At 60.6% G+C, this 23,369-nt stretch carries 18 protein-coding genes; 8 read left to right on the top strand and 10 right to left on the bottom strand.

What is annotated here, in order from left to right:
• Window positions 1–8: 8 nt before the first annotated feature.
• The 5 genes from R3E77_15180 to gmd all read right to left on the bottom strand — a co-directional run bounded on the left by R3E77_15180 (window position 9) and on the right by gmd (window position 6,483).
• Window positions 9–1,637: a ShlB/FhaC/HecB family hemolysin secretion/activation protein gene (locus R3E77_15180; GenBank protein ID MEZ5500755.1), complete on the bottom strand. Its 1,629-nt coding sequence runs from the start codon at window positions 1,635–1,637 to the stop codon at window positions 9–11.
• Between the two features lie 100 nt (window positions 1,638–1,737).
• Window positions 1,738–3,180, bottom strand: a complete 1,443-nt coding sequence (locus R3E77_15185) for a hypothetical protein (GenBank protein ID MEZ5500756.1) — start codon at window positions 3,178–3,180, stop codon at window positions 1,738–1,740.
• Window positions 3,181–3,229: 49 nt separating this feature from the next.
• Window positions 3,230–4,099 (bottom strand): VPLPA-CTERM sorting domain-containing protein, encoded by an 870-nt coding sequence (locus tag R3E77_15190; protein MEZ5500757.1) that lies wholly within the window; start codon window positions 4,097–4,099, stop codon window positions 3,230–3,232.
• A gap of 248 nt (window positions 4,100–4,347) precedes the next feature.
• A complete protein-coding gene (locus R3E77_15195) occupies window positions 4,348–5,340 on the bottom strand; it encodes a GDP-L-fucose synthase (protein ID MEZ5500758.1) in 993 nt (330 codons plus the stop codon).
• Window positions 5,341–5,346: 6 nt separating this feature from the next.
• Complete coding sequence (gene gmd, locus R3E77_15200; GenBank protein MEZ5500759.1) at window positions 5,347–6,483, bottom strand: GDP-mannose 4,6-dehydratase; 1,137 nt, start codon at window positions 6,481–6,483, stop codon at window positions 5,347–5,349.
• Window positions 6,484–6,555: 72 nt separating this feature from the next.
• On the opposite strand from gmd, the gene R3E77_15205 reads away from it, so the two are divergent.
• On the top strand, window positions 6,556–7,641 hold the full coding sequence (locus tag R3E77_15205; GenBank protein MEZ5500760.1) for a thioredoxin domain-containing protein: 1,086 nt from the start codon (window positions 6,556–6,558) through the stop codon (window positions 7,639–7,641).
• A 1,075-nt stretch (window positions 7,642–8,716) separates the two neighbouring features.
• A complete protein-coding gene (locus R3E77_15210) occupies window positions 8,717–11,002 on the top strand; it encodes a winged helix-turn-helix domain-containing protein (GenBank protein ID MEZ5500761.1) in 2,286 nt (761 codons plus the stop codon).
• Here the strand turns inward: R3E77_15210 and R3E77_15215 are convergent.
• Complete coding sequence (locus R3E77_15215; protein MEZ5500762.1) at window positions 10,986–11,771, bottom strand: hypothetical protein; 786 nt, start codon at window positions 11,769–11,771, stop codon at window positions 10,986–10,988. The genes R3E77_15210 and R3E77_15215 overlap by 17 nt on opposite strands.
• Before the next feature lie 65 nt (window positions 11,772–11,836).
• Window positions 11,837–12,391: an RNA polymerase sigma factor gene (locus R3E77_15220; GenBank protein ID MEZ5500763.1), complete on the bottom strand. Its 555-nt coding sequence runs from the start codon at window positions 12,389–12,391 to the stop codon at window positions 11,837–11,839.
• 181 nt (window positions 12,392–12,572) lie between these two features.
• On the opposite strand from R3E77_15220, the gene R3E77_15225 reads away from it, so the two are divergent.
• Window positions 12,573–13,817 carry an autotransporter outer membrane beta-barrel domain-containing protein gene (locus R3E77_15225; GenBank protein MEZ5500764.1) on the top strand — a complete coding sequence of 415 codons (1,245 nt, stop codon included), beginning with the start codon at window positions 12,573–12,575 and terminating at the stop codon, window positions 13,815–13,817.
• Here the strand turns inward: R3E77_15225 and R3E77_15230 are convergent.
• Window positions 13,814–15,838, bottom strand: a complete 2,025-nt coding sequence (locus R3E77_15230) for a caspase family protein (protein MEZ5500765.1) — start codon at window positions 15,836–15,838, stop codon at window positions 13,814–13,816. The genes R3E77_15225 and R3E77_15230 overlap by 4 nt on opposite strands.
• Before the next feature lie 141 nt (window positions 15,839–15,979).
• Between R3E77_15230 and R3E77_15235 the strand changes: the two genes are divergently transcribed.
• Both R3E77_15235 and R3E77_15240 read left to right on the top strand, forming a co-directional pair.
• Window positions 15,980–17,008, top strand: a complete 1,029-nt coding sequence (locus R3E77_15235) for a hypothetical protein (GenBank protein ID MEZ5500766.1) — start codon at window positions 15,980–15,982, stop codon at window positions 17,006–17,008.
• A 52-nt stretch (window positions 17,009–17,060) separates the two neighbouring features.
• Window positions 17,061–18,209: a hypothetical protein gene (locus R3E77_15240; GenBank protein ID MEZ5500767.1), complete on the top strand. Its 1,149-nt coding sequence runs from the start codon at window positions 17,061–17,063 to the stop codon at window positions 18,207–18,209.
• Here R3E77_15240 and R3E77_15245 read toward each other — a convergent pair whose 3' ends face one another.
• A complete protein-coding gene (locus R3E77_15245; GenBank protein MEZ5500768.1) occupies window positions 18,210–19,526 on the bottom strand; it encodes a M48 family metallopeptidase in 1,317 nt (438 codons plus the stop codon).
• A gap of 110 nt (window positions 19,527–19,636) precedes the next feature.
• Here R3E77_15245 and R3E77_15250 point away from each other — a divergent pair, with 110 nt between their 5' ends.
• Both R3E77_15250 and R3E77_15255 read left to right on the top strand, forming a co-directional pair.
• Window positions 19,637–20,023 carry a DUF302 domain-containing protein gene (locus R3E77_15250; protein ID MEZ5500769.1) on the top strand — a complete coding sequence of 129 codons (387 nt, stop codon included), beginning with the start codon at window positions 19,637–19,639 and terminating at the stop codon, window positions 20,021–20,023.
• Window positions 20,024–20,074: 51 nt separating this feature from the next.
• Entirely contained in the window at window positions 20,075–22,138 is a 2,064-nt protein-coding gene (locus R3E77_15255) for a S9 family peptidase (GenBank protein ID MEZ5500770.1), read from the top strand.
• Between the two features lie 12 nt (window positions 22,139–22,150).
• Here R3E77_15255 and R3E77_15260 read toward each other — a convergent pair whose 3' ends face one another.
• Window positions 22,151–22,681 (bottom strand): glycine zipper 2TM domain-containing protein, encoded by a 531-nt coding sequence (locus R3E77_15260; protein ID MEZ5500771.1) that lies wholly within the window; start codon window positions 22,679–22,681, stop codon window positions 22,151–22,153.
• 249 nt (window positions 22,682–22,930) lie between these two features.
• Here R3E77_15260 and R3E77_15265 point away from each other — a divergent pair, with 249 nt between their 5' ends.
• On the top strand, window positions 22,931–23,362 hold the full coding sequence (locus R3E77_15265) for a hypothetical protein (protein ID MEZ5500772.1): 432 nt from the start codon (window positions 22,931–22,933) through the stop codon (window positions 23,360–23,362).
• Window positions 23,363–23,369 lie beyond the last annotated feature (7 nt).

A 23,369-nucleotide genomic window follows, 5' to 3' on the forward strand; every position in this document is an offset into this window, starting at 1 on the left:
GCCTGCGGTCAGAAATTGTATCGGACATCGAAGTGCAACCGATCGTCGCCCGCATCTACAGTATCCGCACTCACCAGCGGGTAGGCCCAATCAAGCGCCAGATCCAGGCCGTGATAACCGAGAAATCTCAGCCCCAACCCTACGCTTGCAAGATCGAAGCGATCTGTCTGGGCAGCACGCACACCGTTCTCGGGAAGCGGATCGTGAATACTGGTGACACCCACATCATAGAACGCAAATAGATCAAGAGCCTTCGCGCCACCGCCGATATACTTGAGTAGCGACGGGCTGTGCAGCTCCAAAGACGCAGAGAATCCGTAATCGCCGAACTCTTGTGCTTCGAGATAGCCGCGCACACTTTCGGCCCCGCCCATTGAAAACTGCTCGTTGCTGATCAGCGGCGCTGGCGCGTATTGCCAGGACAACCGCCCGGCCACCGAAAAACCTGTCGGCAGGTTACGCGTGTGGCGGATATTGCTCCGCAGGTACCAGTAGTTGCTGCGCCCCTTGAAACGCTTGTCGGCAAACTCTTGAGCGGTCGTTCCCAATCGACGAGGCCCAAGTCCCAATCCGAGGTCGAAACTGCTATTCGTAGACTCGCCGCGCAAGGCCCCGGAATAAAGCAAAGATGCATTCCAGTACTCTATCGGCGTCAACAAGCCGTTGCTGACATCCAGCCGAATGTCCTCCAGAAAATCCTTGTGGTCCAAACCAAGGGTCAAGGATTGCGAAAAACGCGCGTTCCCCGGCAAACGACGAATGGCGCGCACGCCCTGGATCCGTCCTTTGCCAAGCACCGACAGTGCCCCTATGGCGGCGACGTCGCTGTCGGATCGCACCGCATATAGCGCAAGCAGCCAGCCAGTGTCGGGAATCGGGAGCGCATATGTTGCCGCCCACACTTGTGTCTCACTCGGTTCTTCGGGTGAGACTTGATATTGCAGAGCGATACTGTGCGCTCGCTGAAGCAGGTTGTCGTAACTGAGCGATGCGCCAATGCGACTGCGCGACGTGTCGGCCGTGTAGCGGTCGTTGACCGAAAGCGAACCATGCAGCGGCAAGTCCTCGACAACGCGCAAATCCAAATCAACGGTACCGGGAGTCCGACCCATTTTCATGACCGGCGTGACCGCCCGGTCGCGCGTTACCTGATTCAGCGAACTCAATTGCGACTGCAGGCTGGGCACGTGCGGCGACATACCGCTCGTCGCAGCTGGAATAGCTGACTTGATATCGCGTGCGGAAAAATATTGCGCACCGACGACGCGTACCCTATCTAGTTTTCCCTCGGTCACCTTCAGGCGAACGACGCCTTGGGTGACATCCTGCTCCGGTACGTCCACGAACACTGCGCCGTAGCCGGCCGCCCGGTAGGCATCTTCCAACGCCGACCGCGCTGCCTGCACGTCTGCCGCCGTCCGCCCCGGTCCTGCAAACGAATAGACGGCGGACTCGATTGTTCGGCGCGATAGTAATGAGTTGCCGAGAACACGAAATTCCTGCACATCGAAATGCGCTTGAGCGGTGGGCGACGCTCCGACCTCCTGTTTCGTTTGCTGTGCACCGACACTCAAGCTCAGCAATAGCCCCATACCGACAATTGACGCGGTACAAGTGGTGCGGATTCGGCGACGCATTCCCTGGCTCTTTGGTTGAATAAAAAGGGTGGCCGCGGATCTCCACGGCCACCCCAGCTTTATCTCAGCTTTTTGCTGCTGATTTATGACAGCGACAACATCAGCCCTGCGGCAGAATCGGCGAGTCATCGTTGACGACAATTGCGCCATTCACCTGGCCCGATACCTGGCAATTGTTGGTACCAGTGCCAAGTGAATTCTTGTTCCAGGAGTTGATGGGTGTTGCACGAACCACTGCCTCCGTGAGGGGCGGCAGCGGTGCAAACAGCGTCGCACCGTCGGGCACACCAAGCAATCCAGAATCACCAAAGGTGAAGCGGAAGCCCGCATTGATCTGCGCGAGGACCGCAGGATCGCTCATGAGAGCCAGCAGCTTGTTGTAGAGCGTAAGCGGATCACCAGACAGGCCGCCGGCACGGTTGATTGACTGCTCTGCGACGTACGAGTAGCGACCCGAGACGGTATCGACCAGGGTCGGCGCCGCACCGTCAATCTTCACGAAACGGAATTTGCCAACTGTCGAAGCAATGTTGCAGGAAGCATTTTCGGGCTGGCACTCCATTGACAGCAAGCCGACAGCGCGGAAACCGTTGTCATTGGCAACAGCCAGACAGTCGCGAACGTCACCAGAACCGGAGCCGGCATACACGTTACCGAGGTTAAACGTCGGGTCCGCTGTGCCCGTGCCTGCAGCGTCGTTCGGCAACATGGGTTTGGTGTTGTTGGCACTTGTTGTGCAACGATTGCGAAGGAAATGAACTTCCGTCGTTGCCTGCGAGCCTGACGTATTGACGCGACGGCAGATCTTCACAGAACCTGCTGCGAGGGAGGCTCCCGCATTATTTGCCAGCTGACTCCAATCGATGATCGAACCTGTGAAGAGACTCGCTACTGTTGTGCTCGACAGCGTCGGCATGTTGATGTACTCGTCATCTGCTACGAGCCCCTGGTTCGCCTGCAGTTCACGGTAAAGATTCAAAGAAACCGGGATACCGAAAACCAGCTGATTGGCGCCATTCGCGACCAGAGCCCCGGCACGTGCCGGCGTCGTAATGAGCTTCGGCTCGACGTCCGAAAACCCAATTTGCGGTATGACGTTCGAGGTTGACGGATTGGTGCAACCTGTATGATCCGTCCCGTTGGTGAACCCGGCGATTACTGGCATCGCAGCATTCGTGCAGACCGACGTTGCAGACTCGCGAGTAAACGTAAGCTGTGAATTGTCGATCAGGGGATTGACACCGTTACCGGAACCGCCCGACGAGAACTTGTAGAAGCCCGCAATTCCGGCGGTTAGGCCGGATGAAGCGGTCGTAACGTCGCACGACCAGAAGCGGTCGTTGTTGCCGAATTGGAATTTGTCCAGGTTCCCCGTGCAAATTTTGCGCATTACGAACTCGATGCCTTGATCCTGCGCTGATGCCCCGGAGATATAGAACAGGCGATTGGCCGGAATTGCTGTGCCAGCCGGATAGGCCATCGCCGGAAGTGTTGCAGCACAGGCGAGCACGCCGAGCGCTGCAGCAGATACGAAAGATTTCATTACAAGCTCCTTGACTGAAAAATCGGAATAGATCGTGTCGAGATCCTGATCACGCTGCGGCGCGACGGCGACCGACAACCCCCAGACCACCCAGGCCCGAGAGCAACATCCAGAATGCCGCTGGCAGCGGAACGACGGGCGTGCTGCCGGCGATGCTGTAGGTCAGCAAATACTGGTTGCCGACCTGAGAGAGCAGCCACTGACCGTAAACAGTTTGACCGGTGCCGCTGTCGACATAGCCATATCCTTGCTGAATGGCGGCCGGCCGACCCGGGAACTGGAATGGCAGGCCAACGACCGTGCTACCTGTGTCGTAGTAGTAGAAGCCGAGAGCTGTACCAAATGCGGCACTCGATGCCGGGAATGCACCGGCGATATTGAGGTCCCATGCCGGTTGCACGGACGAGACATACCATGTGTCTGCGGGTCCTGCGACCTGACCGTCATGACCCGCACCAGCATTGACAGCTGCCGCCAGCGCGTCAAACGCTGTGCCGACGTTTCCGACGCCGCTATTCGTTATGTTGGTGACCGGAGAGCCGAGCGCACCAGTGACAGCAAAACGGCGGTCGAGCAGGCCCGTGGAGGCCTGGTCGCTCGCCAGCGAGTCCACGGCGATCACGTTGTAACCGAGATTGGGTATCGTCGCGCCGGCGCCGAGCAGCGACTGTACCTGCGCAGTGACGTCGATCGTGATGGTGGTTCCCGGTGTATTCAAAGAGGCCGGCAATACGTCATCGAGACGGTAGCCGAGACCGTATACGATGGACACTTGAGCCGTTGAATCCCAGACTGTAAGGGTTAGTTCACCGTTGCCGGTGGACGCCGGATCAATTTGTGCGAAAGCTGGCGCGGCAGCCATGCCAACAAAGGCAAGTGCTGTCGCCGCGATCGCGCCCATGAATGAATGCTTGAACATAAACGTAGTAACTCCCGATTGAGCGTTTTCCATTCCGCGCAACCACCCACCGCAATCGGGTCGTCGCTCGGTCCCCTGCTAGTCGGTTGGTACCGACACCGATTTCATGCTTCACAAGATCAGAAAGGCAAAGCATTCCTCCGGCCACGACGACAATAGAAACCGCTCATGACAGCGCGGTTAAGGATTCTTGAAGCGCGTCACATAGCCCGAGCGATGTGGGCAAACGTAAGACGAATGTGTGTCAATCAAATCGCAACGCGATGGCGTTCGGCGTTGATCCCCAGACGATCGTTGGTTGCGTCTTCCAGTTGCCAGCGGCGCTGGAGCGTCGCATAGACGCGATGCAATCCCGTTTCCAGAGGGATTTTTGCGCGCCAACCAAGCGAGGCCATCCTGCTGATATCGAGAAGTTTGCGAGGTGTGCCGTCCGGATAGCTTTCGTCGAAACGGAATCGACCGCGGTAACCCACTACCTTACGAATCACTTCCGCAAGTTCGTAGATGCTGATGTCCTCGCCAGAACCGATATTGATGGGGGCGGAGCTCTCATAGTGAAGCAACGCCGTCAGGAGTGCCTCGGCAAAATCGTCCGCATGTAGAAACTCGCGTCGGGGTCTGCCGCTGCCCCATACGACGACTTCCTCCGCGCCTTCGATACGTGCACGATGCATCCGCCACAGAAGCGCCGCAAGCACATGGGAGTCACGCTCGTCGAAATTGTCTTCGCAACCATATAGATTGGTTGGCATCAGCGCGATTGCATTGAATCCGTGTTGCGCGCGCAATGCCTGGCACAGCTTTATGCCAGCAATCTTGGCAATTGCATAGAACTCGTTGGTCGTTTCGAGGGGACCGGTCAGCAGACTCTCTTCGCGTATCGGTTGCGAAGCGTTACGAGGGTAGATGCAACTTGAACCAAGAAAGACTAGTTTTCGCACACCGTAACGAAACGCGTTAAGGATCACGTTGCTTTGTATGGTGAGATTCTCGGCAATAAAATCCGCCGGCCGCGTGCTGTTGGCAAGTATGCCTCCGACGCGGGCAGCTGCGAGGATGACGATCTGGGGACGCTTGCGGGACATGAAGCGCGCCACTGCGCGCTCGTCGAGGAGGTCCAGCTGCCGACGACTGCGCGTTATTACATCGCTGAAGCCATGACGGACCAACGCGCGCCCGATGGCACTACCGGCCAAACCGCGATGGCCCGCCAGATACACGCGATCCGTAAGCGCAACCACGCGTTTTCAGTCCCCGTGTACGACGACTTGGAATCCCTGACGCAGCAACGCTGCATCGCGCCGCGCAACGTGAAGGTCATTGTTCACCATTTCACGGACCATGTCGTGGAAGCTCATACGTGGCCGCCAATTGAGTTCGTTGCGTGCCCGCGCAGCGTCGCCGAGCAGCGTATCCACCTCAGCGGGACGAAAATACCGGGAATCCACACGCACAACTGTGCGCCCCGAAGCCAGATCGATCCCCGTCTCCGCAAGTCCTTCGCCACGCCACTCGATGCGCATCCCGAGCTCGAGGCCGGCGGTTTGGACAAATTCACGGACGGAGTGCTGTTCGCCGGTGGCGATTACGTAGTCTCGCGGCTCATGCTGCTGCAGCATGAGCCATTGCGCCTCAACGTAGTCACGCGCATGCCCCCAGTCTCGCCGCGCATCGAGATTTCCCAGGAATACGCACCGATCCAGACCGAGTTTGACCCGTGTAAGTCCGCGCGTAATCTTGCGCGAGACAAATGTCTCGCCGCGCAGTGGCGACTCATGATTGAAGAGGATTCCGCTACATGCAAATAGGCCATAGGATTCTCGGTAATTGACCGTAATCCAATGCGCGTAAAGCTTGGCGGCACCGTATGGCGAACGCGGATAGAACGGGGTTGTCTCTGACTGCGGTACCTGCTGGACCTTACCGAACATTTCCGAAGTTGACGCCTGATAGAACCGAGTCTCTTTTTCGAGACCGAGAATGCGAATGGCTTCAAGGATGCGTAAGGGCCCCAGGGCATCCGCGTTCGCGGTGTATTCTGCGGTTTCGAACGATACGGCGACGTGACTCTGCGCGCCGAGGTTGTAGATTTCCAGCGGCCGCACGTGCTGCAGAACCCGTATCAGATTAGTGGCATCGGTCAAGTCGCCGTAATGCAGAATCAGGCGACGCGGCAATTCATGTGGATCTTTGTAGATCCCGTCGATGCGCTGTGTATTGAAGGATGATGCACGTCGCTTGACGCCATGCACCTCGTAGCCCTTGGCGAGCAGGAATTCGGCAAGGTAGGCGCCGTCCTGTCCGGTAATGCCAGTGATGAGCGCGCGACGCGGCGCTATTCTGCCGAGTTCCATCACCGCGATATTGATCCACGACTGTGACATCGACATGACGCCCGGACACACGGTTGTCACCTGAGTGCGCTACCGTGGTCGCATTTAACGGAATCAGCGAATATGCAAGATCGTGACAAGTATTTTCTGATCTGCGTCATTGGCTGCGCCTTGATCTTGACCGCCCTTCGCGCGTATGCAACCGAGGCGAACGACCCGGTCGTCGCCCATGTCGGGCGCGATACTGTTTCCCAGTCCGCACTCGAAAGCCAAATTGCAGACAAACTGCAGGAGCAGCGACGGGCACTTGATCAGGCGCGCCTGCGTCTTGCGGCGGAATACGAGCGGGGCCGTTCGGAGTTGTTGCAATCCGCGCTCGAGCAGATGCTTGACGAGCGTGCCCTGCAACTCGAAATCGAGCGCACCAAGATGAGCCGGGACGAGCTGCTAGCCGCTGTACCGGTTCGGAAAATAGAGGACGCTGAGATTGTCGAGTTTTACGATCAGAGGCAGGTGGAAATTGGCGGCGCTCCGCTCGATCAGGTACGACAGCCCATAGTCAATTATCTTCAGCAGCGCGCGGAAAATGTTGCGAAACGGCGGTATCTTGATGAACTGCGTCGCAAGTATGATATTTCTGCCCACTTGGCGCCTTATCGTGTGAAAGTGGCCGATCAAGGCCCGTCGCTTGGACCTCCCGATGCACCTGTGACCGTCGTCGAATTCGCCGATTTCCAGTGTCCCTTCTGCGCGCAGATGGCACCGACCCTGCGGCGACTGCGGGAGCTTTACCCGGACCAGGTTCGCGTGGTCTTCCGCCAACTTCCATTGCGCGATATCCATCCGCTTGCGGTCGACGCCGCACAGGCGAGTCTATGTGCCGATTCCCAAGGCAAATTCTGGGATTTTCACGATCGTGTCTTTGCCGATCAAGCATCATTGTCGCGCTCGTTCTTATTACAGATTGCCGAATCTCTAACGCTTGATATGCCAGCGTTCGAGAAATGCATGACCGATCGACGCTACAATTCGCAAATCGCTGCTGACGTACAAGCAGCGCAGAACTTGTTTGTCGAGTCAACACCATATACGTTTGTGAACGGCCGACTCGTACGAGGTGCCGTCGACGTTGAAGAACTGCGAAGAATCGTTGACCAGGAGATACACTCGCACAAAGTTCAATTGCGAGCTCAACACCTCTTGCGCTAGCGAATTTAACATTGAGTTCACACAGATCTGGCCGTCAGCGAGCCCGGGTCGTTTATGAATTGACGTGCACGGCCACGCGCGCTTCTAGCATCCCGCGCGTTTGCGGCACCCGCCAAAGTCACTTCACAACGATCTTTCGTGATGCTAAGCATCAGACAGCTGCGCGGCGACTTGTCAAGCCAGCGCGATTGTTCAGGACCTAGTTTGGTCCGGCCAGGCGCGCGTAAATTCGGTCAGGAAGATGCGACAACACGTTATCCACCGCCGTCCAGGCCGCGGGCACAACTGAGGCGACCGGTGCTGATGCGTATTGAGCAAATGAGCAGTCAACGATTGATCGAGTTGCCGTTGGTCATTTAGGCGCAACATGCCGCCTCGCGGGCGCGCGGTGCCGCGTAAAGGTATGCGCTCGAAAAAGGCACGGTACGCTACGGCTCGGCGACTGCAAAATTGCTGCTGATCGTCCTGTCTCTCCGACTGATTCCCAGTGTAGTCGTTGTCGACCTCATGGTCGTCCCAGGTCATCAGTCAAGGGCAGTAAGCGTGCGTCTCTTGAAGGTTGTAGTCGCTGCGATACGGCGCGTAGCGCGACCGATAGTTGTCAGGCGTTGTGCACTCGCCGCGGTCGTGATTCAGAACGTGCTGCTATCCCCAGGTCAATTCGCAAATATTGTCACCAGGTGAACAATGATATCCGCCCCATCGTGGATCATGTGCCGGTAAGCCGAGTAGTAACCGTGCTCGTATTGTTGACAACAAGCGACGGCCACGCACCAGTCGCGATCAAAACTCGGCGCTGTTGCGATTGGGTGTTTTCCATCCCCGGGCGGGAGATGCGGCTCTTGCGGGAAACCGCATCTCCTCGCCCAACGTGCACAGTCCCGGTCGAAGTACCCGGACATCTCCCACACTCTTGGCGGGCAAAGCCAGATTAGTGCGGAAACTTTTCAATTCGTTTGCGTATTGATTGCTGTTGTCCGTCAAGTTATTCAACGCGCCGCATCCTGCGATCCGATGCCGTTGCGTGACACGCCAACGGGAAAAAACTTCAGCCATTCGGTAACATCCTGCACATATGACATCCATTGATCCGACCCGGCCATTTGCGCTCGCGGATTGGCTGGTCGACCCGGCGCTCGATGAAATATCCCGCGGTGGTGTTCGGATCAAACTCGAGCCTCGCATGATGCGACTGCTGTGCATGCTCGCCCGGGATGCCGGCAAGGTTGTTTCGCAAACCGAGCTCCTCGACCACGTCTGGAGTGGCGTCATCGTCGGCCCCAACTCCGTCTACCAGGCGATAGCAAACCTGAGGCGACAGCTCGGCGACACGGACGAAACGGCTCGCTTCATTGCGACGGTGCCTCGCAAAGGGTACCGCCTGGTCGCCGAAGTCAGGCAACCACCGGATCCACCTGCCGCGCTGCCCGCACAGGTCACGCAACCGCCCGCGGCTGTCGCGGCGAGTGCTCGACCATCGACCACACGTAGCCGGCGCGAGATTGCGCTGGGGATCGTGGCAGCAATGATTCTCGCCATCGGTGCATGGTGGCAATTGCGCCAAACTGCGCTGCCGGCGGACAGACCAACGGTCGCCGTACTGCCCTTTGATGACCTCAGCGCCGAGGGAAACAATGAAGTGTTCTGCCAGGGGCTGACAGATGAAGTGCTGAACTCGCTCGCGCGTATTCCGAACCTGCGTGTCATCGGCCGCACGTCGAGCAGCCGTTTCGCGGACAGCACCGAAAATGCGCGGCAGATCGGCGGCACGTTGGGTGCTTCGCATCTGCTCGAAGGATCGGTCAGGCGATCGGGCAACCGTGTGCGGGTCAGCGCTCAACTGGTCAGCACGGAGGATGGTGTCGAAGTCTGGGCCAACTCCTACGACCGCGCCGCAAGCGACGCGTTGCAGATCCAGTCGGAAATAGCCCGGGCCGTAACCACGGCGTTGTCACTTAGGCTCTCGCCGGCCGTTGCGGAAAGGCTCGCAAGCGATCCGACCTCGAAAATGAGCGCCTACGATCTGTACCTGCTCGGCCGCAACCAGCAACAGAAACGTACGCCGGAGTCACTGGCTCGTGCGATTGAATATCACGAGGCTGCCATCGCCGCGGACCCTGGCTTTGCGCTGGCACACGCCGGATTGGCCGACGCCCAGATGGCACGCTACTACTATGCGGGTGCGTCGCTCGAGGAAACTGCGGCGCGCGTGCAGCCCGAGGTCGATGCGGCGCTGCGACTCGATCCAGAGCTGGCGGAAGCCTACGCCGCGTGGGCCGTGCTGTTGACAGAGCAGTGGCGCACGGATGAAGCCATCAAGGCATTGCAGCGTGCAGTCGCCATAAACCCGAACTACGGCGAGGCCTACCTGCGCCTCGGTGCTGCCTACGAATACGCCAGCCGCCCACGCGATGCGCTGGCCGCCTACGATCAGGTCGCCCTGCTCGACCCATTGCACACCATCATGCACGTCCGTCGCTGCCTCGCTTTGCAGAATCTTGGGCGTTTCGCGGATGCCGAGCGTGCCTGCCAGCGGGCTTTCGAATTGCAGCCGGAAATTCCGAATGCACTCTGGGCCTGGGGACTGAACGACCTGGCGCAAGGCCGGCTGGAAGCGGCCGCCGGACACTACCTGGCGGCATTGAGCCGCGCACCCGCACGAGGCGACATCCGTGCTGAGCTCGTGCTCATCTATCTCGATCTCGGCCAGTCGGAGCTGGCCAGGGAACAACTCGATCGGCTGCGAGCTGGCGCGCCGCCCGCTTTGCTGCGCGCAACGGCCGCGCGCTACCTGTTGGCGACGAGCCGCGACAAGATTGTCAATCTGCCCGCCGATCTTGATTCGATCCCCGGCGAGTCGCGTCGTGACGCCGTTCAGTGGGCATTCCTCAGGCTTGCAGGCGGCGATCTCGCGGGGGCCAGGCAACGGGCCGCCGCTGCGCTCGAGAATCGCGCTGCGCTCCTCGATGAACTGACCATGGGCGTCTACCAGACGCGCTGGGGGGTTTGCGATTTATGCGCGGCCGGTACGTTGCTGCGGACACTCGACGACAAGGCCTCCGCCGAACCGTTGGAGCGCGATGCATTGCGAAACCTGGATGAACTGGAAGCCGCGGGGCACGTCTGGCATGGCCTGCATTACCTGCGAGCCGCTCTGCAGGCGCAGCGCGGCGACGCGACCAGTGCACTCGCCTCATTGCGGCGGGCGATCGGACTTGGCTGGCGCCGCGCCTGGTTGATGCGGCGTGACCCGAGTTTCGAATCCGTGCGCGGGCTGCCTGAGTACACGCGACTGCTCGCGCAGGTCGACGGTGCGAATGCAATCTCCGCCGCGAGTCTGGCAGTCAGCTCCCGCCAATGATTCGTTGCGGACAGGGATGCACTCGATACAGCACCTCGTAGTGCGCAATGAACTGGACACGCCGGGCACTTAGCGGATAGGTGATCAGCCAGAGCGGCAGGTTATCCGGCGTGACGTCGCTGTCTGCGCGCGGGGAGCGAGCCAACACAAGGGATCCGTTCAACGGACCCACGTCACTGAGGAATACGGGGTCAGTGGCGCTGACCTGTACCCACTTCGGCCAAAGTGTCTCGCATTCTGTCACGCTGCCCCTTCGCGGCATGGCCATCGAAGGCATGGAAGTGGCTTGGTGGCTGATCGGCTGCGTGATCGCAACGGGCTGGCCGTCATTACCCACGGCTGTACGACCACCCCGCGGCAGGGGCAATGCCTCGATTTCGTGTACAACCTGTGCAACGTTGCGCAGTTCAATGACTTCGTCCCGGCTGGCTGAACCACCCGCAATACGCACCGTCACGGGCGAGCCGCGGCCAAGATCCGGAATTGAAACAACCAGGCGCACCCGACCAGAGGCGTCCTGGGAGTCCGCGGACGACTGGCAGCGATAACGCAGGCGATCCGGGTAGATGCAGGTGACCTCGAACGGACCCGCTCGGGCCGCGCTTGCCGAAAGATCGAAAGCGACTCGATTGACCGGTCCTGCCGGCCCGATGGCCTGGGCGCTCGGGACTGCCGACAACGCAGTCCTGCCTGTTACGATGGAGGCGCCTTCGGACGCCAACCCGGCGGTCGCAATCATGCAGCCTGCCACCGCGATCATCGATCGCATGACGCGCGCGGATATCATGCGATGCTAAACGATCAGGCGAACGCAGTTGGCTCAACCGGGCAGCCCTAGCAGCCGGCCAGTGCCTGCCTGTCGAGAAGTCCGCGCAACCTTGCGATTGCATATTTCTTGCGGCTCAATACCGTGTCGGTCGGTGCTTGGCATTTCGCAGCCATGTCACGGATGCTGCTGCCGCCGCACCACAATGCCAGAACCTTGCGCTGCTCCGCCGGCAGACGCTCGACGGCACTGCTGAGGACCTTGCGAACCTGGTCCTGCTGGGCGGCGGATTCCGGACCGCTCTCGTGCACCGCGTGATCAATCATCGTGTCGAGTATCGCTGGGTCGGTTGCACTGGTACGGGTGCTGGCATGCTTGCGCGTGTACTCGTCGAGGAACGCATTTCGAGCCACCGTGAAGAGAAAGGCACGCATTTGCGCCTCATCGGCACAGTCGCAGGCTGCGCGCGACTGCGCGTCCAGTACCTTCAGCCACGCAACTTGGGCCAGGTCCTCGGCGCGCTGTGGACAGCGGGTCATCCTGAACAGAAAGCGAACCAGGCTGCGGTGGTGGTGATTGAACAGTTGCGTTATGCACGGGCGGCTGGATTGGGCATTCGACATGGTAGTGGCTCCCGGGTTTGACACAGTGGTCATTGAGCCGGGCGCCGCGCGCAGGGTCCTCAAGCTAGGCTGAAGGATCACTCAAGAATTGCTTATGAGGGGCACCGGCCACTGCTGCCAAGCCATTTCCGGGCGGGTAATCGTTGTTACGTCGCATCCCAACGCCCAGGAGTCGACTCCCATGCCCGCCAAACCCAGCGTACTGGTCGCTGCCCTGACAGGTTGCGCCACTGTCCTGCCGCAAGCATTTGCCGCCAATGCCGAATTCCAGAACTTTTTCTTCGATGTCTGCCAGTCTCCAACCGGGCAGCTCGCCGCCCGATGCGGGGAAACCCCCGCTGGCCTGGGCAATCTCTCCGGTGACAGCGAGTCATCGCTGAACCCCAGCCAGAACATCGGCCATAGCCGACCCGCATTGAGCTCGGCGCAATCGCGCAGCAAGGCGGTGCGCGAGAAGGGCGAAAAGCTGCGTGACGGCGGCCCGCTGTCAAACGGCGATGACACGACCGCGGTCGCCGGACCGCTGTCGGTACTCGTCAACATCCACGCGAGCTGGTTCGAGCGCGACAGCAAGGACAATGCTTCGGAACGAAATTTCGATGGCGACAGCCGGGCGCTCGAAATCGGGCTCGATTATCGTCGTTCGGACCGCCTGGTCATGGGCGCGCTGGTCGGCTATGAAAAGAGCGACTACGCCTTTGCGGCCGAAGCACCCGGCGTCAATTTCGTGCCCGCTGCGAGTGCGGGCTCGGCCGACGGCAAGCAGCGCTACCTTACCGTTTTCGGAACCTGGCGCATCAGCGACCGCTTCTACATGGAACTGAGCGCCGGTTCCGAGCGTGGCGATTCGGACTTCGCCCGCAACCCGGTCTTTCAGGAATCGACCAGGTCCCTTCCCCAGTTCGATGTGCGGGTGGCGGGCAGCGCCAGTATCCGCACCAACTGGGCGAGCATCAACGCGGGATTCGATCAACAGCGCGGTGCTGTCAGTTTCGGTCCCTATGCTGGTGTGACGCTCTCACGTACACGTATTGGATCTTACGAGGAAACCGATTTGAACGGATCGGGCCTCAACATGGCGTTCGATGCCTCGTCACGAAACTCGCTGTTGGCACACGCGGGCATGCGTATCGGCTATTCTGCCAGCTCCCGGTTGGGCGTCGTATTGCCGCAGCTGCGCCTCGAGTATCAACAGGAACTCAAGGCTGATGCGGGGCGGGCAACAGCCCGCTTCGTCCAGGATGGCGCAGCAACGAACTATTCCTTCAACGGACAACAGGGCGATCGCAATGCCCTGAACGCCGGGCTTAGCGTGGCCTGCATACTGCCTGGTGGTTGGATGCCGTTCATTGACTATTCGATACTGGTCGGCAGTGAAGACTTCGACAGGCAGCGGGCCACGCTCGGCCTGCGGGTTGAGTTCTAACGAGCTTTTTCGCGCCCATCGGCGACCAGGAAGAATTCACCCGCCTCGTGACCGGCGAATCGGATCGGAGCGTACTCCGGCACCTGATCAAATCGCATGTTCGCCGCGGCATAGGCAACACGGGCGGCAACCTCGCGATGCAATCGCTGGCCTTCGAGGATGCCATCGTTGGCATCCAGGACCTGAAGTAGCGCCTTGGCGAATACCGAGTGTCGCCCGCCGCCCGCGTCGAGCACGGGCGCAACGCCACCCGAGGTGAGTACCGTCCTTGACCGTTTCTGTGCCATGGTGCGCAACCAGTGCATGCGTTCGATATCACTCATGCCGGTGTCGAGGTGAGCCATGGCGGATCTCGTCAGCGCGCCCGCATAGCATGAATCGACGACCAGCATGACCTGTTTGGCGCGCATGATATTGATGAGGTCGGTGACGGCAGTCGTTGGAATCCAGTTGGCCGTGCTGTTTCGTTCGGCGTCCACAGGTAACCAGTGGCCGCGCTGATTGACCTCATCGAGCTCACCATGCCCGGCGAAGTAGATCAGCAGGTTGTCTTCGCTGGTGAGTGACTCGCGCAGGTTGTTAAGCGCCGAAAGGACCTGATACCGATCCGCATCGATGAGCACAGTCGTTGCAAATCCATAGCGGCGCTGCAAAACATCCGCGAGATCCTTCGCATCATCGATGGGTGATGACAATTTCGGGAGGAAGCGGTAATTGTTGTTACCGATGATCAGCGCGTGGAAACGGCCGAAGGCGCTGCGTGGCAGTTCGCCAGGTAGCCGGGTGCGGCTCGGCCGGTTATCCACGGCAGGATGCACGCTCGCGCCACGAAACGCGAAATGCAGATCGGAGCGTTTGCCCTGCGCATCGATGGCGGTGATCAGCACGGGGATTTCGGCGTCGCTGGCCTTCAGATCCATCCTGAATACGCCGAACTCATTGGTATTCACAACCTGGTCATTGACACTCAACATGGTCAATCCGGCAGGTGCAGTCACGCGGCCGACAATATGGGTCCCGGTTGCGGTCGCAGCGACCGGTACGATGTCACGGGTCTTGCTGAGCAATGGTTCGATCAGCGTGACTTCCGGACCTGCGAGCAATCCCTGCCTGATCGGCAGGCGCAGGCTCTCGAGTTCCGCACGAACTCGCTGAAGCTCACTGTCAAGCCCCGAGGCGCGGTCACGCTGGACAGTCAATTCCTGTTCGCGAGCAGTCAACTGCGCGGTCAGCTGCACGAACCGAGCCTTCTCGTTCGCCAGAGCCGCATCCGAGTCAGTCGTGCCCGCTTCCAGCTCGGTGACTCGTTGCGCCTGGGCGGCACCTTCGCGTCGTGCGATCTCGAGTTGCGACTGTAGCTCATCAGCCACGCGGCGTTGTTCATCATAGTTGTGCTGCAGCGCTGCGGCTTTGCTTTGCAGCGCTTCGAGCGCGGTGGTCATCGAGGATTCTGCGGCGGCGGTTTGCAGCCTGTCGATGGCAACGCCAATGCCCTTGCCGGCCGCTCGACGGTACCACTCCAGGGCAGTCGCAGCATCGGGTGCAACGCCCAATCCCCGCTCGAAGAGCTGACCGATGTTGACCTCTGCGCGCGCATCGCCCTGATCAGCGGCACGACGGTACCAGCCCATCGCAGCAGCATAGTCGGGGCCAACGCCCATGCCGCGCTCGTAGATTTCACCGACGATTACCTGCGCTGACTTGTCGCCCCGCTCAGCCGCCGGTAGCCAGGCCGCAAGCGCACTGGCGAGGTCCGCCCGATCGTAGGACACGAACTCGCCGCCCCGGATCTGGCACTCGCGGGCAGGCAATCGTGCCGGGCGACGCGCGGTCATATAGACGCTGCGCTGACCCAGGGTGCGCACCTGCCCCGGCAACAGGCAGTCGACCACCAACCATTGCGTTGTGCTATCGGGTTCGGCTGCCACCGCTCGAGCGCCCCCGAGCGAAGTGGCCGCCATCGCCACGGCGCAAGCGCCGATGAAACCGCGTCGCCAATCCCCTGTTCGCGCAATAGACACTCCGCCACCTCACCGTCCTGCCACTGTGCCGCGATCAATAACGAACCACTTCGCACAAATGGCGTGCCGACAGGCTCAAGACCACTTCCTCGCCATGATTCGTTCTGCACCGACAGGGAACGCGAAAGAGGCCTGACACCGATGAATCCCGCACGAGATTTCCATATCAAGACGCTGCTTCTGATCGCGGGCTTGTCCCTGGCGAGCCAGACGCCTGGCCATTGCCAGGAGGTCGTCCAGACGGCCGATTTTCCACCCGTCGCCGCGCCGGGCGAGCTCACGTCGAGTGGCCCGATCATCCCGGACAGTCCGCCGCGACCGAGTTTCAAGCGACTTTTCGCGCAGACCCTGGGTAACGTCGTGCAAGCTGGCGGCGCGGTCCTGCTGAATGGATTGACTCAAACCATCACGGGCGGTTTGACTGAATGGTTCAGTCGCAAGTTGAAGGTCGCACCGCAGGCTTCCGTGGCCGCCCAGGAGCCACTCCCGGTGCCGGACGCGAACGGGTTCGCCCAATCTACCGGACAACCGCTGGTCTCGAGTGCGTCCCAACCGCGCTTCTTCGATCCGGCAACCGGCGCACCACTGACTGGCGATTCGCAGTTTTCCCAGAACCTGGAGGCCGGTGCGACGGGCGGCGAAATGTTTGCCGGCCTTGCATTCGAGGTTCATTTGCTTTTTCCCGACGGATCGACGCAGCCTGTGGATCCGGCGGGTCATGAATTCCGGTCGGGGGACCGCTTCATCGTATTCCTGCGCCCCACACTGCCCGGACAGATGGACGTCTTCAATATCAATCCAGCCGGGCAGCAGACGCAGATTGACCATATCGATCTCGCTGGCGCGCAACTTGCCCAGCTGGGTCCATACGAGTTCACTGCGCTCACAGGAAACGAACAGTTGCGGCTCGTCCTGACGCCCTGCGCGACGCCGCAACTTCTCGCAGCCACGCGGGACATCGTGAACGTTGCCGCCATCGATGCCGCTGGCAGCGGCCTTGGCAGTTGCGCGCAAGCGAACCGTTTCGCCGCCGCGGCGACGACCCGCGACATCCGCAAGGTAGCGGTCGAAGGTGCCACAGCGTTCGCGCTCGATGCGGTTGCGCCTGCGGAACTCGACTCAGGCGCCGTCGCACCACGCGAAATTACGATCTTCTTCAGACATCTTTAGACAGCAACCCTCTGGCGCCGTATCCCGTTCAATCACTCCGGAGATTCATCGAATGCAATTGACCCGCCGACAGCTGCTCGCCTGCGCGAGCGCCACGTTGCTGACACCCGCTGCGTTCGCACGCCCCAAGCAGCCCTACACCTCCTCCGCGCTCGGACTTGTCATGAAGGCCAATGCGAAAAGCAGGACGCACAGCTACTTCCTCGTCGTCAGCAGCTTTGAACGGTATTTTCTCGGCAGGCGCAGGGCGTCGTTGACAGGCTATCTCGTGAGCATCGGCACACCGCAGCTGGTCGCCGCCGCCAACTCGGCATTGCAGACATTATCCGTTGGGGTCAACGTGGATCCCGATGCGGTGCGCGCGCGTATCCGCGCCGCAATCGAACGAAATGTCTCCGGCGCGATGATGCAGGAGCTGCGGCCGGAGCAGCTCACACGCCTGCTTGGAGAACAGGGCTTTCGCACCGGCAATACATCGCTGGCGGCCGAGGGCGACTTCATCGGCGGCGTACTGACGGCGGGTGGGGCCTTCGCCGGCGTTGCGGGCAGCAGCGCAGCCTCTACATCGGTTGCCGCCATCGCCACCGCGGGCGGCGCGGCGGCCGGAGGAGCCGGCATCGCTGCTGCATCGGCCGGGTATGGCGCATACCAGGTCGCGGGTGCATTTCTTGACGCGGTTGGCGCAAACGATGGCTATACGCTCGGTGACCTGATTTACGACCTGTTGCACCCTGGCGAAGAAGGCAACCGGGTCTGGAGCAGCGATTCGTCGAGCCAGGGCCCTGCATCGGGCACGACATTGCCGCCCGGCTTCGGCCCTGAGTCCGATCCAGGCCGCAACATCGTGTTTCAGATCGTCATGGGGCTTGCAACCAATTCATCGCTCGGTCGCAACGTCATTGCACGCCCGCCAACGCTCGCAAGCACGCCGATTCCAGGTGCCGACGGCGTGACCAACCTTGCGCTACTGTTGCGATTCGACGCAATGCTCGGTGGCGCGTATTTCAAATTGGTGCAGCGCTCGCTGAATGCGCGGCAAAACGGCACCGCTACGACGGATCCGGATATCACCCAGGGCACGGCCAACGGACCTATCATGGTCGACTACTCGAAGTGTCCGCCTGCCGATGTCAATGCGATGCGCCTTTCAGCCTACCTGGCGTCGGCAAGCGGCGCATTGACCCGCATCGCCGCACGCTAGCTAGCGCGTACTGGCGGGTGGATGCTCGGCCAACCAGCGCATCGCCATCTGGACGCGGGTATGTCCACTCGGGTGATCGTAGAAGATAACCTCTTCAATCGGACCTGGACTGATCTTGCGATAGGTTGACAGGCGCATGGCGACGCTGGCGAACCCTTCGGGTTCGCCGGCCGCATTCAGACCGAAGATGTCTGCCTCCGATTCGAAAACACGGGTGATGTTGTTGAACACCGGGGTCGCCAGGAAACCCAGCACCGACAGGATCGCCATCGCCAGCGGCAAGCCTGCAATGTCCCCTCGGTCATAGATGCCAAAGCGCGCGCCGCGTCTTGCGACGAAGCGGCTCAGGATCCGCTGCAGCAAATACAAGAGCAGCGCGATGACGAGCGCATAGCCTATGATGGTCTTCCAGCCATGATGCAGCACGTAATGGCCCATCTCGTGGGCCATCACTGCGCGTATTTCCGGCAAGCTGGTATGCTCGAGAAGGTTGTCATTGAGACTGATGCGCGTCGTGCCGAGCGCGCCGGATACGTTGGCGCTGATCCGGGTTGTCTGCCGCGACGCATCGAAGCGATATACGTTATCCGCCGGCACGCCATTGGCGCGCGCCAGGGACAGGATCTGGTCACGCACCGGGCCGGCTTCAAGCGGCTTGTAGTCGTTGAATAGCGGCGCGATGAAAACCGGCGACAGGGCGACCAGAACAATTATCACCGCTGTAACGATACCGCTCGCCCAGACCCAGGCGTGTTCGCGCGCGCGTCGCACGGCCGCATAGATCGTGGCGATGACAGGCGCACCGATGAGGACATCGATGGCGAGCGACAGCAACTGCTCGCCGAACCAGGGCAGGAAGGTCTGTGTCGCGAGCTCGTACTGGCGTTCACGGTACCAGTTCTGGTAGATATCGAGCGGCAGCGTGAGCACCCAGGACACGACCAGAAAGATGGCGGCGAAGACCGCCGCCTGACGCCAGGGGCCGCCGGCGTGACGACCGATCAGATCGCGCAGGCGCGCCGCGCGTTTGCCCATGAGCCACCAGGCGGCGACCGCCAGTGACCATAGCAGGCCCCAGACTTGCAGCCAGTAGCCGCCTTCGAAGTAGGCGTCCGAGCGCGCCCGGGCGGCAGCGGGTAACGTGTCGATCCAGGCCTGTGTGGCCTTGTCGACATCGAAGTCCTTGTGCCATTCGGCTGCCGCAGGCACGGTCAGCTCAGCCGCGCCTGCCGTAAACGCCAGCGTCGCGAGCATCAAGCCCGACAGCAGGTAGGCTGCGGCTCGCGGCGCAAATCGGCAAGGTATCTTCATGGTCATCGCCCTTTTCCGGGATACGGTGCGGCATTGTAACGGGATGGCCACCGCCGCCAACTGCCGATCCGACGGGCCGGTGGGATATCATGTTCGCTTGCGACTGGAGAATCCCGATGAGCTACCACTTCTCTAAAACGGTTAACCTGCCCTTCGATCAGGCGATCGCCAAAGTCACGGCGGAACTTGCCGCCCGCGGCTTCGGCGTGCTGACCGAAATCGACGTCGCCGCGACGCTGCGCAAGAAGATCAACGTCGAGTTTCGGCCCTATCGAATCCTGGGCGCCTGTAATCCGCGCTTTGCCTACCAGGCGCTGTCGGCGGAGGACAAGATCGGCACCATGCTGCCCTGCAATGTCATCGTCCAGGAGCTGGGGCCGGGCCGCGTCGAGGTATCCGCCGTCGACCCGATTGCATCCATGCAGGCAGTGCGTAACCCGTCGCTCGAACCCATTGCCACGCAAGTGCAGGGCCTGCTCAAGGAGTGCGTGGAAGCCGTGTAACCGATTGGCCAGTTCTCGGGCCATTGTTCGTCGTGTGAAGGGATTTGCATCATGCGGATGATTTGCTTCGGTCTCGCGGTGCTCAGCGCCACATTGACATCGGCCGTCGCGATTGCGGGGACGGCCACGCAGCCCGAGACAGCGGGCGTCGAGAACAAGGCGCCGCTGACGCTTGAGGACCTCTATTCTCCAGTGTCGCTCCCCGACGCAGCGGTATCGCCATCGGGTCGTTACCTCGCGTTCATCAACCGCAATGAGGACGAGGATCAGCTGTTCGTCCTGGACCTCGCGAACGGCAGTTCCGCCGCCATCATCGCCATGTCGCGCGACAAGGTGGTCCAGAAGTCCGATGCATATATCATTTCAGTGTATTGGAAGTCGGATCAAAGACTGATATTTCGCACGCGCGTCGTGCCCGATGAAGACGCGCGCACGTTCACCTACACAATTCAGCAATACCAGAAATTCGGCGACCGGCTGTTCGCCATTGATCGTGATGGCAAGAACCTCTTGCGGCTGCTGCAGGATAACCGTGACCAGGGCCTGGTCGGGACACTGGACCTCGGATCGATCGCAGACCTCCTGCCGAGGGATAACCAACACATCCTGATGATCGTCAATGGCGACTATGGCCCCAGCCTGATGCAGGTCGACATTGCCACGGGACGCGGTGCCGTCATCGAGAAACCGAACGCGAAGATTGTCAGCTGGTGGCTCGATGTCGATGGCAAACCCGTTGTGCAGGTACAGGTTTCGGCTGGCACAGTGACCTATCTGCGCAAACTCGACGATGGCAATTGGAAGCCCTTCCACAAGGAGCGATTGCGCGAAATGCGCGAACGCGACTCGGACTATGACGCCATCGGACCCGCGGATGTGGCGGGCAAATACTACGTGCTCGCACGACCACCGGGCCGCGACCGGCGAGGCGTGTACCTCTACGACCTCGGCAGCGAATCATTCGGCGAGCCGATCATCGAGCACAGCCAATTCGACCTGGAATCTGCGCATGCTTCCGCGGATGGCAAGGGTATTGCGTGGTATTGCTACCTGGCGCACGTTCGCGTCTGCGAGTTCTCCGATCCCCGGATCAACGCACATATGCGCGGTTTGCGAAAGTTCTTTTCCGATCGGGCCGACGTCTCTGTCTTCGATTCATCCACGGACAACAAAGTCTTCCTGCTGCGCGTTGCGGGTCCCGCTGACCCGCCGGGCTTCTACTATTATCAGGTCGAGCAGAAGAGTATCCAGCCGCTCGGGGCGTTTCAGGGCGCCACGATCGGCAAGGCCATGCCATCGATGCAGGTGATCGACTACCAGGCGCGTGATGGCCTGGCGTTGCATGGCTATCTGACGATGCCACCCGGTGCGGACGGCCTCAAGAATCTGCCGCTCGTTCTTTTCCCGCATGGCGGACCGGAGATTCGCGATCATCTCGCCTACGATCAATGGGTGCAGTTCATGGCCGCGCGTGGCTATGCCGTCTTCCAACCCAATTTTCGCGGCTCGGATGGATTTGGCCGGGCATTCAGCGAAAAGGGTTATCGCGAGTGGGGCGGCAAAATGCAGGATGATTTGATCGACGGTCTCGATGCACTCGCTCGCACCCAGCGTGTTGACCCCCGGCGCGTCTGTGTCGTCGGCATATCCTACGGCGGCTATGCGGCCTTGATGGCCGCTGCGCTCACTTCCGAGCGGTTCAAGTGCGCGGCTTCCGTCGCTGGCCCAACCGACCTGGTCGAATTCATCAATTGGCGAAAGCGCAATTGGGGCGATCAGTCGGAGGGTTACAAGTACTGGCTGAAGTCGATTGGCAATCCGGAAACCGACACCGCGAAGCTCGAAGCGCGTTCACCCGTGAACCTGGCCGCCGACATCAAGATTCCGGTGCTATTGATGCATGGCAGCGAAGATTTCGTCGTGCCCGTTCAACAATCGCGTCTCATGGCCAAGGCGCTCACCAAGGCCGGCAACGCGACAGAGCTCGTCGAAGTCAAACTCGAGACCCATCCTGCCTGGTCGGACGACAACGAGAAGCTGGCACTCAGGACTCTTGACGAGTTCCTGCGAAAACACCTGGGGCCGGGCGTCGGACAGCCAGCCGGGTTGCAGTAGCGAGGCCCGGGCTCAGGCCTCGTCGAGTACGAGCTTTCCGTCCTTGACCGGGATGAACTTGCCTGGGTCACGAGCCATGCGTACCGTTCCGGTCGCACCATCGAGCTGATAGGTCACCTTGAAGCCATCGGGCTCGCGGTGCGATTCGTAAACCGTCTTGCATTGCTGTTCCGTTGTCTCGTAGGTGTTGCCTTCCTGCACACGCTGCTGCACGCGATTGCCCGCGTAGCCGCCCGCAGCCGCCCCCGCGACCGTGGCAATGGTCTTGCCGGTACCGCCACCGACCTGATTCCCCAGCACACCTCCGACGACAGCACCGACCACGGTGCCTGTCACGCGCTTCTTGTCGCGAGGCTCCTGTTGATGGGTGACGGTCACGTCGCGGCATTCCTGCCGGGGCGTCTTGACGAGCTTGGTGAGCGGCTCGGCACTCAGGACCTCGGCATTGTGGCTGCGTTCCCACGCGCTATAACCGGCAATGGCGCCGCCGGCAGTAACAGCAGCGGCTCCGATGACTGCACCGACCAACATCGATCTGTTCATGTTTGCACCTCACGCGCCAAGCGTTCGAACAACACCTTGCTGACATTACAGCAGCGCCGGCGCAGTCGGGAAAGTGACGGAGTCGACGGATCGTGACGGACAATGGCCCGCCGTGCTGTCGGACGATACTGACAAGCTGTTCGCGGCATCCATATCGTCAAATGACCTGACGACTGTCTTCGAATGGCAACAGGCGTTATCGTTGTGGTTTCATGGCAACGGCCCTGGAATGGCCGGGAGAGCTGCCGCATGAATACGGCCTTGTTGTTCGCGCTTTGCGCCGGATGCGCGGCGGCCCTTTGGGCAATATTTCTCAAACTCGGTTCGAACCAGACAACAGCGGCTCTGGGTGCAGCGATCGTCTCGGCGACCGCACTGCTCGTCAACCTTGGCATCGTCATGGGCCTCAAGGCCGGTGGCCAGAGTATCGAGCTCGATCGCAGGGCAGTCCTGTTCCTGGTGCTCGCCGGCATTGCGGCCGCCGGAGCCGATGCGTTTGCGCTGCTGACATTCGGGCGCGGTCTACGCCTCTCGAGCGCGTTCATCATCAACGCGACTGCGACCGCCATCGTGTTTCTGATTGGAATAGCGGCATTCAGGGAACCCATCAATGCCAGTCGCGTTGCAGCGCTCGCGCTCATCGGTGGCGGCATGTTGTGGTTGAACTACCAGAATGCCTGAAGCGAGG

Source organism: Steroidobacteraceae bacterium (genome assembly GCA_041395505.1).
In the GTDB taxonomy this organism is placed as follows: Bacteria; Pseudomonadota; Gammaproteobacteria; order Steroidobacterales; family Steroidobacteraceae; genus JAWLAG01.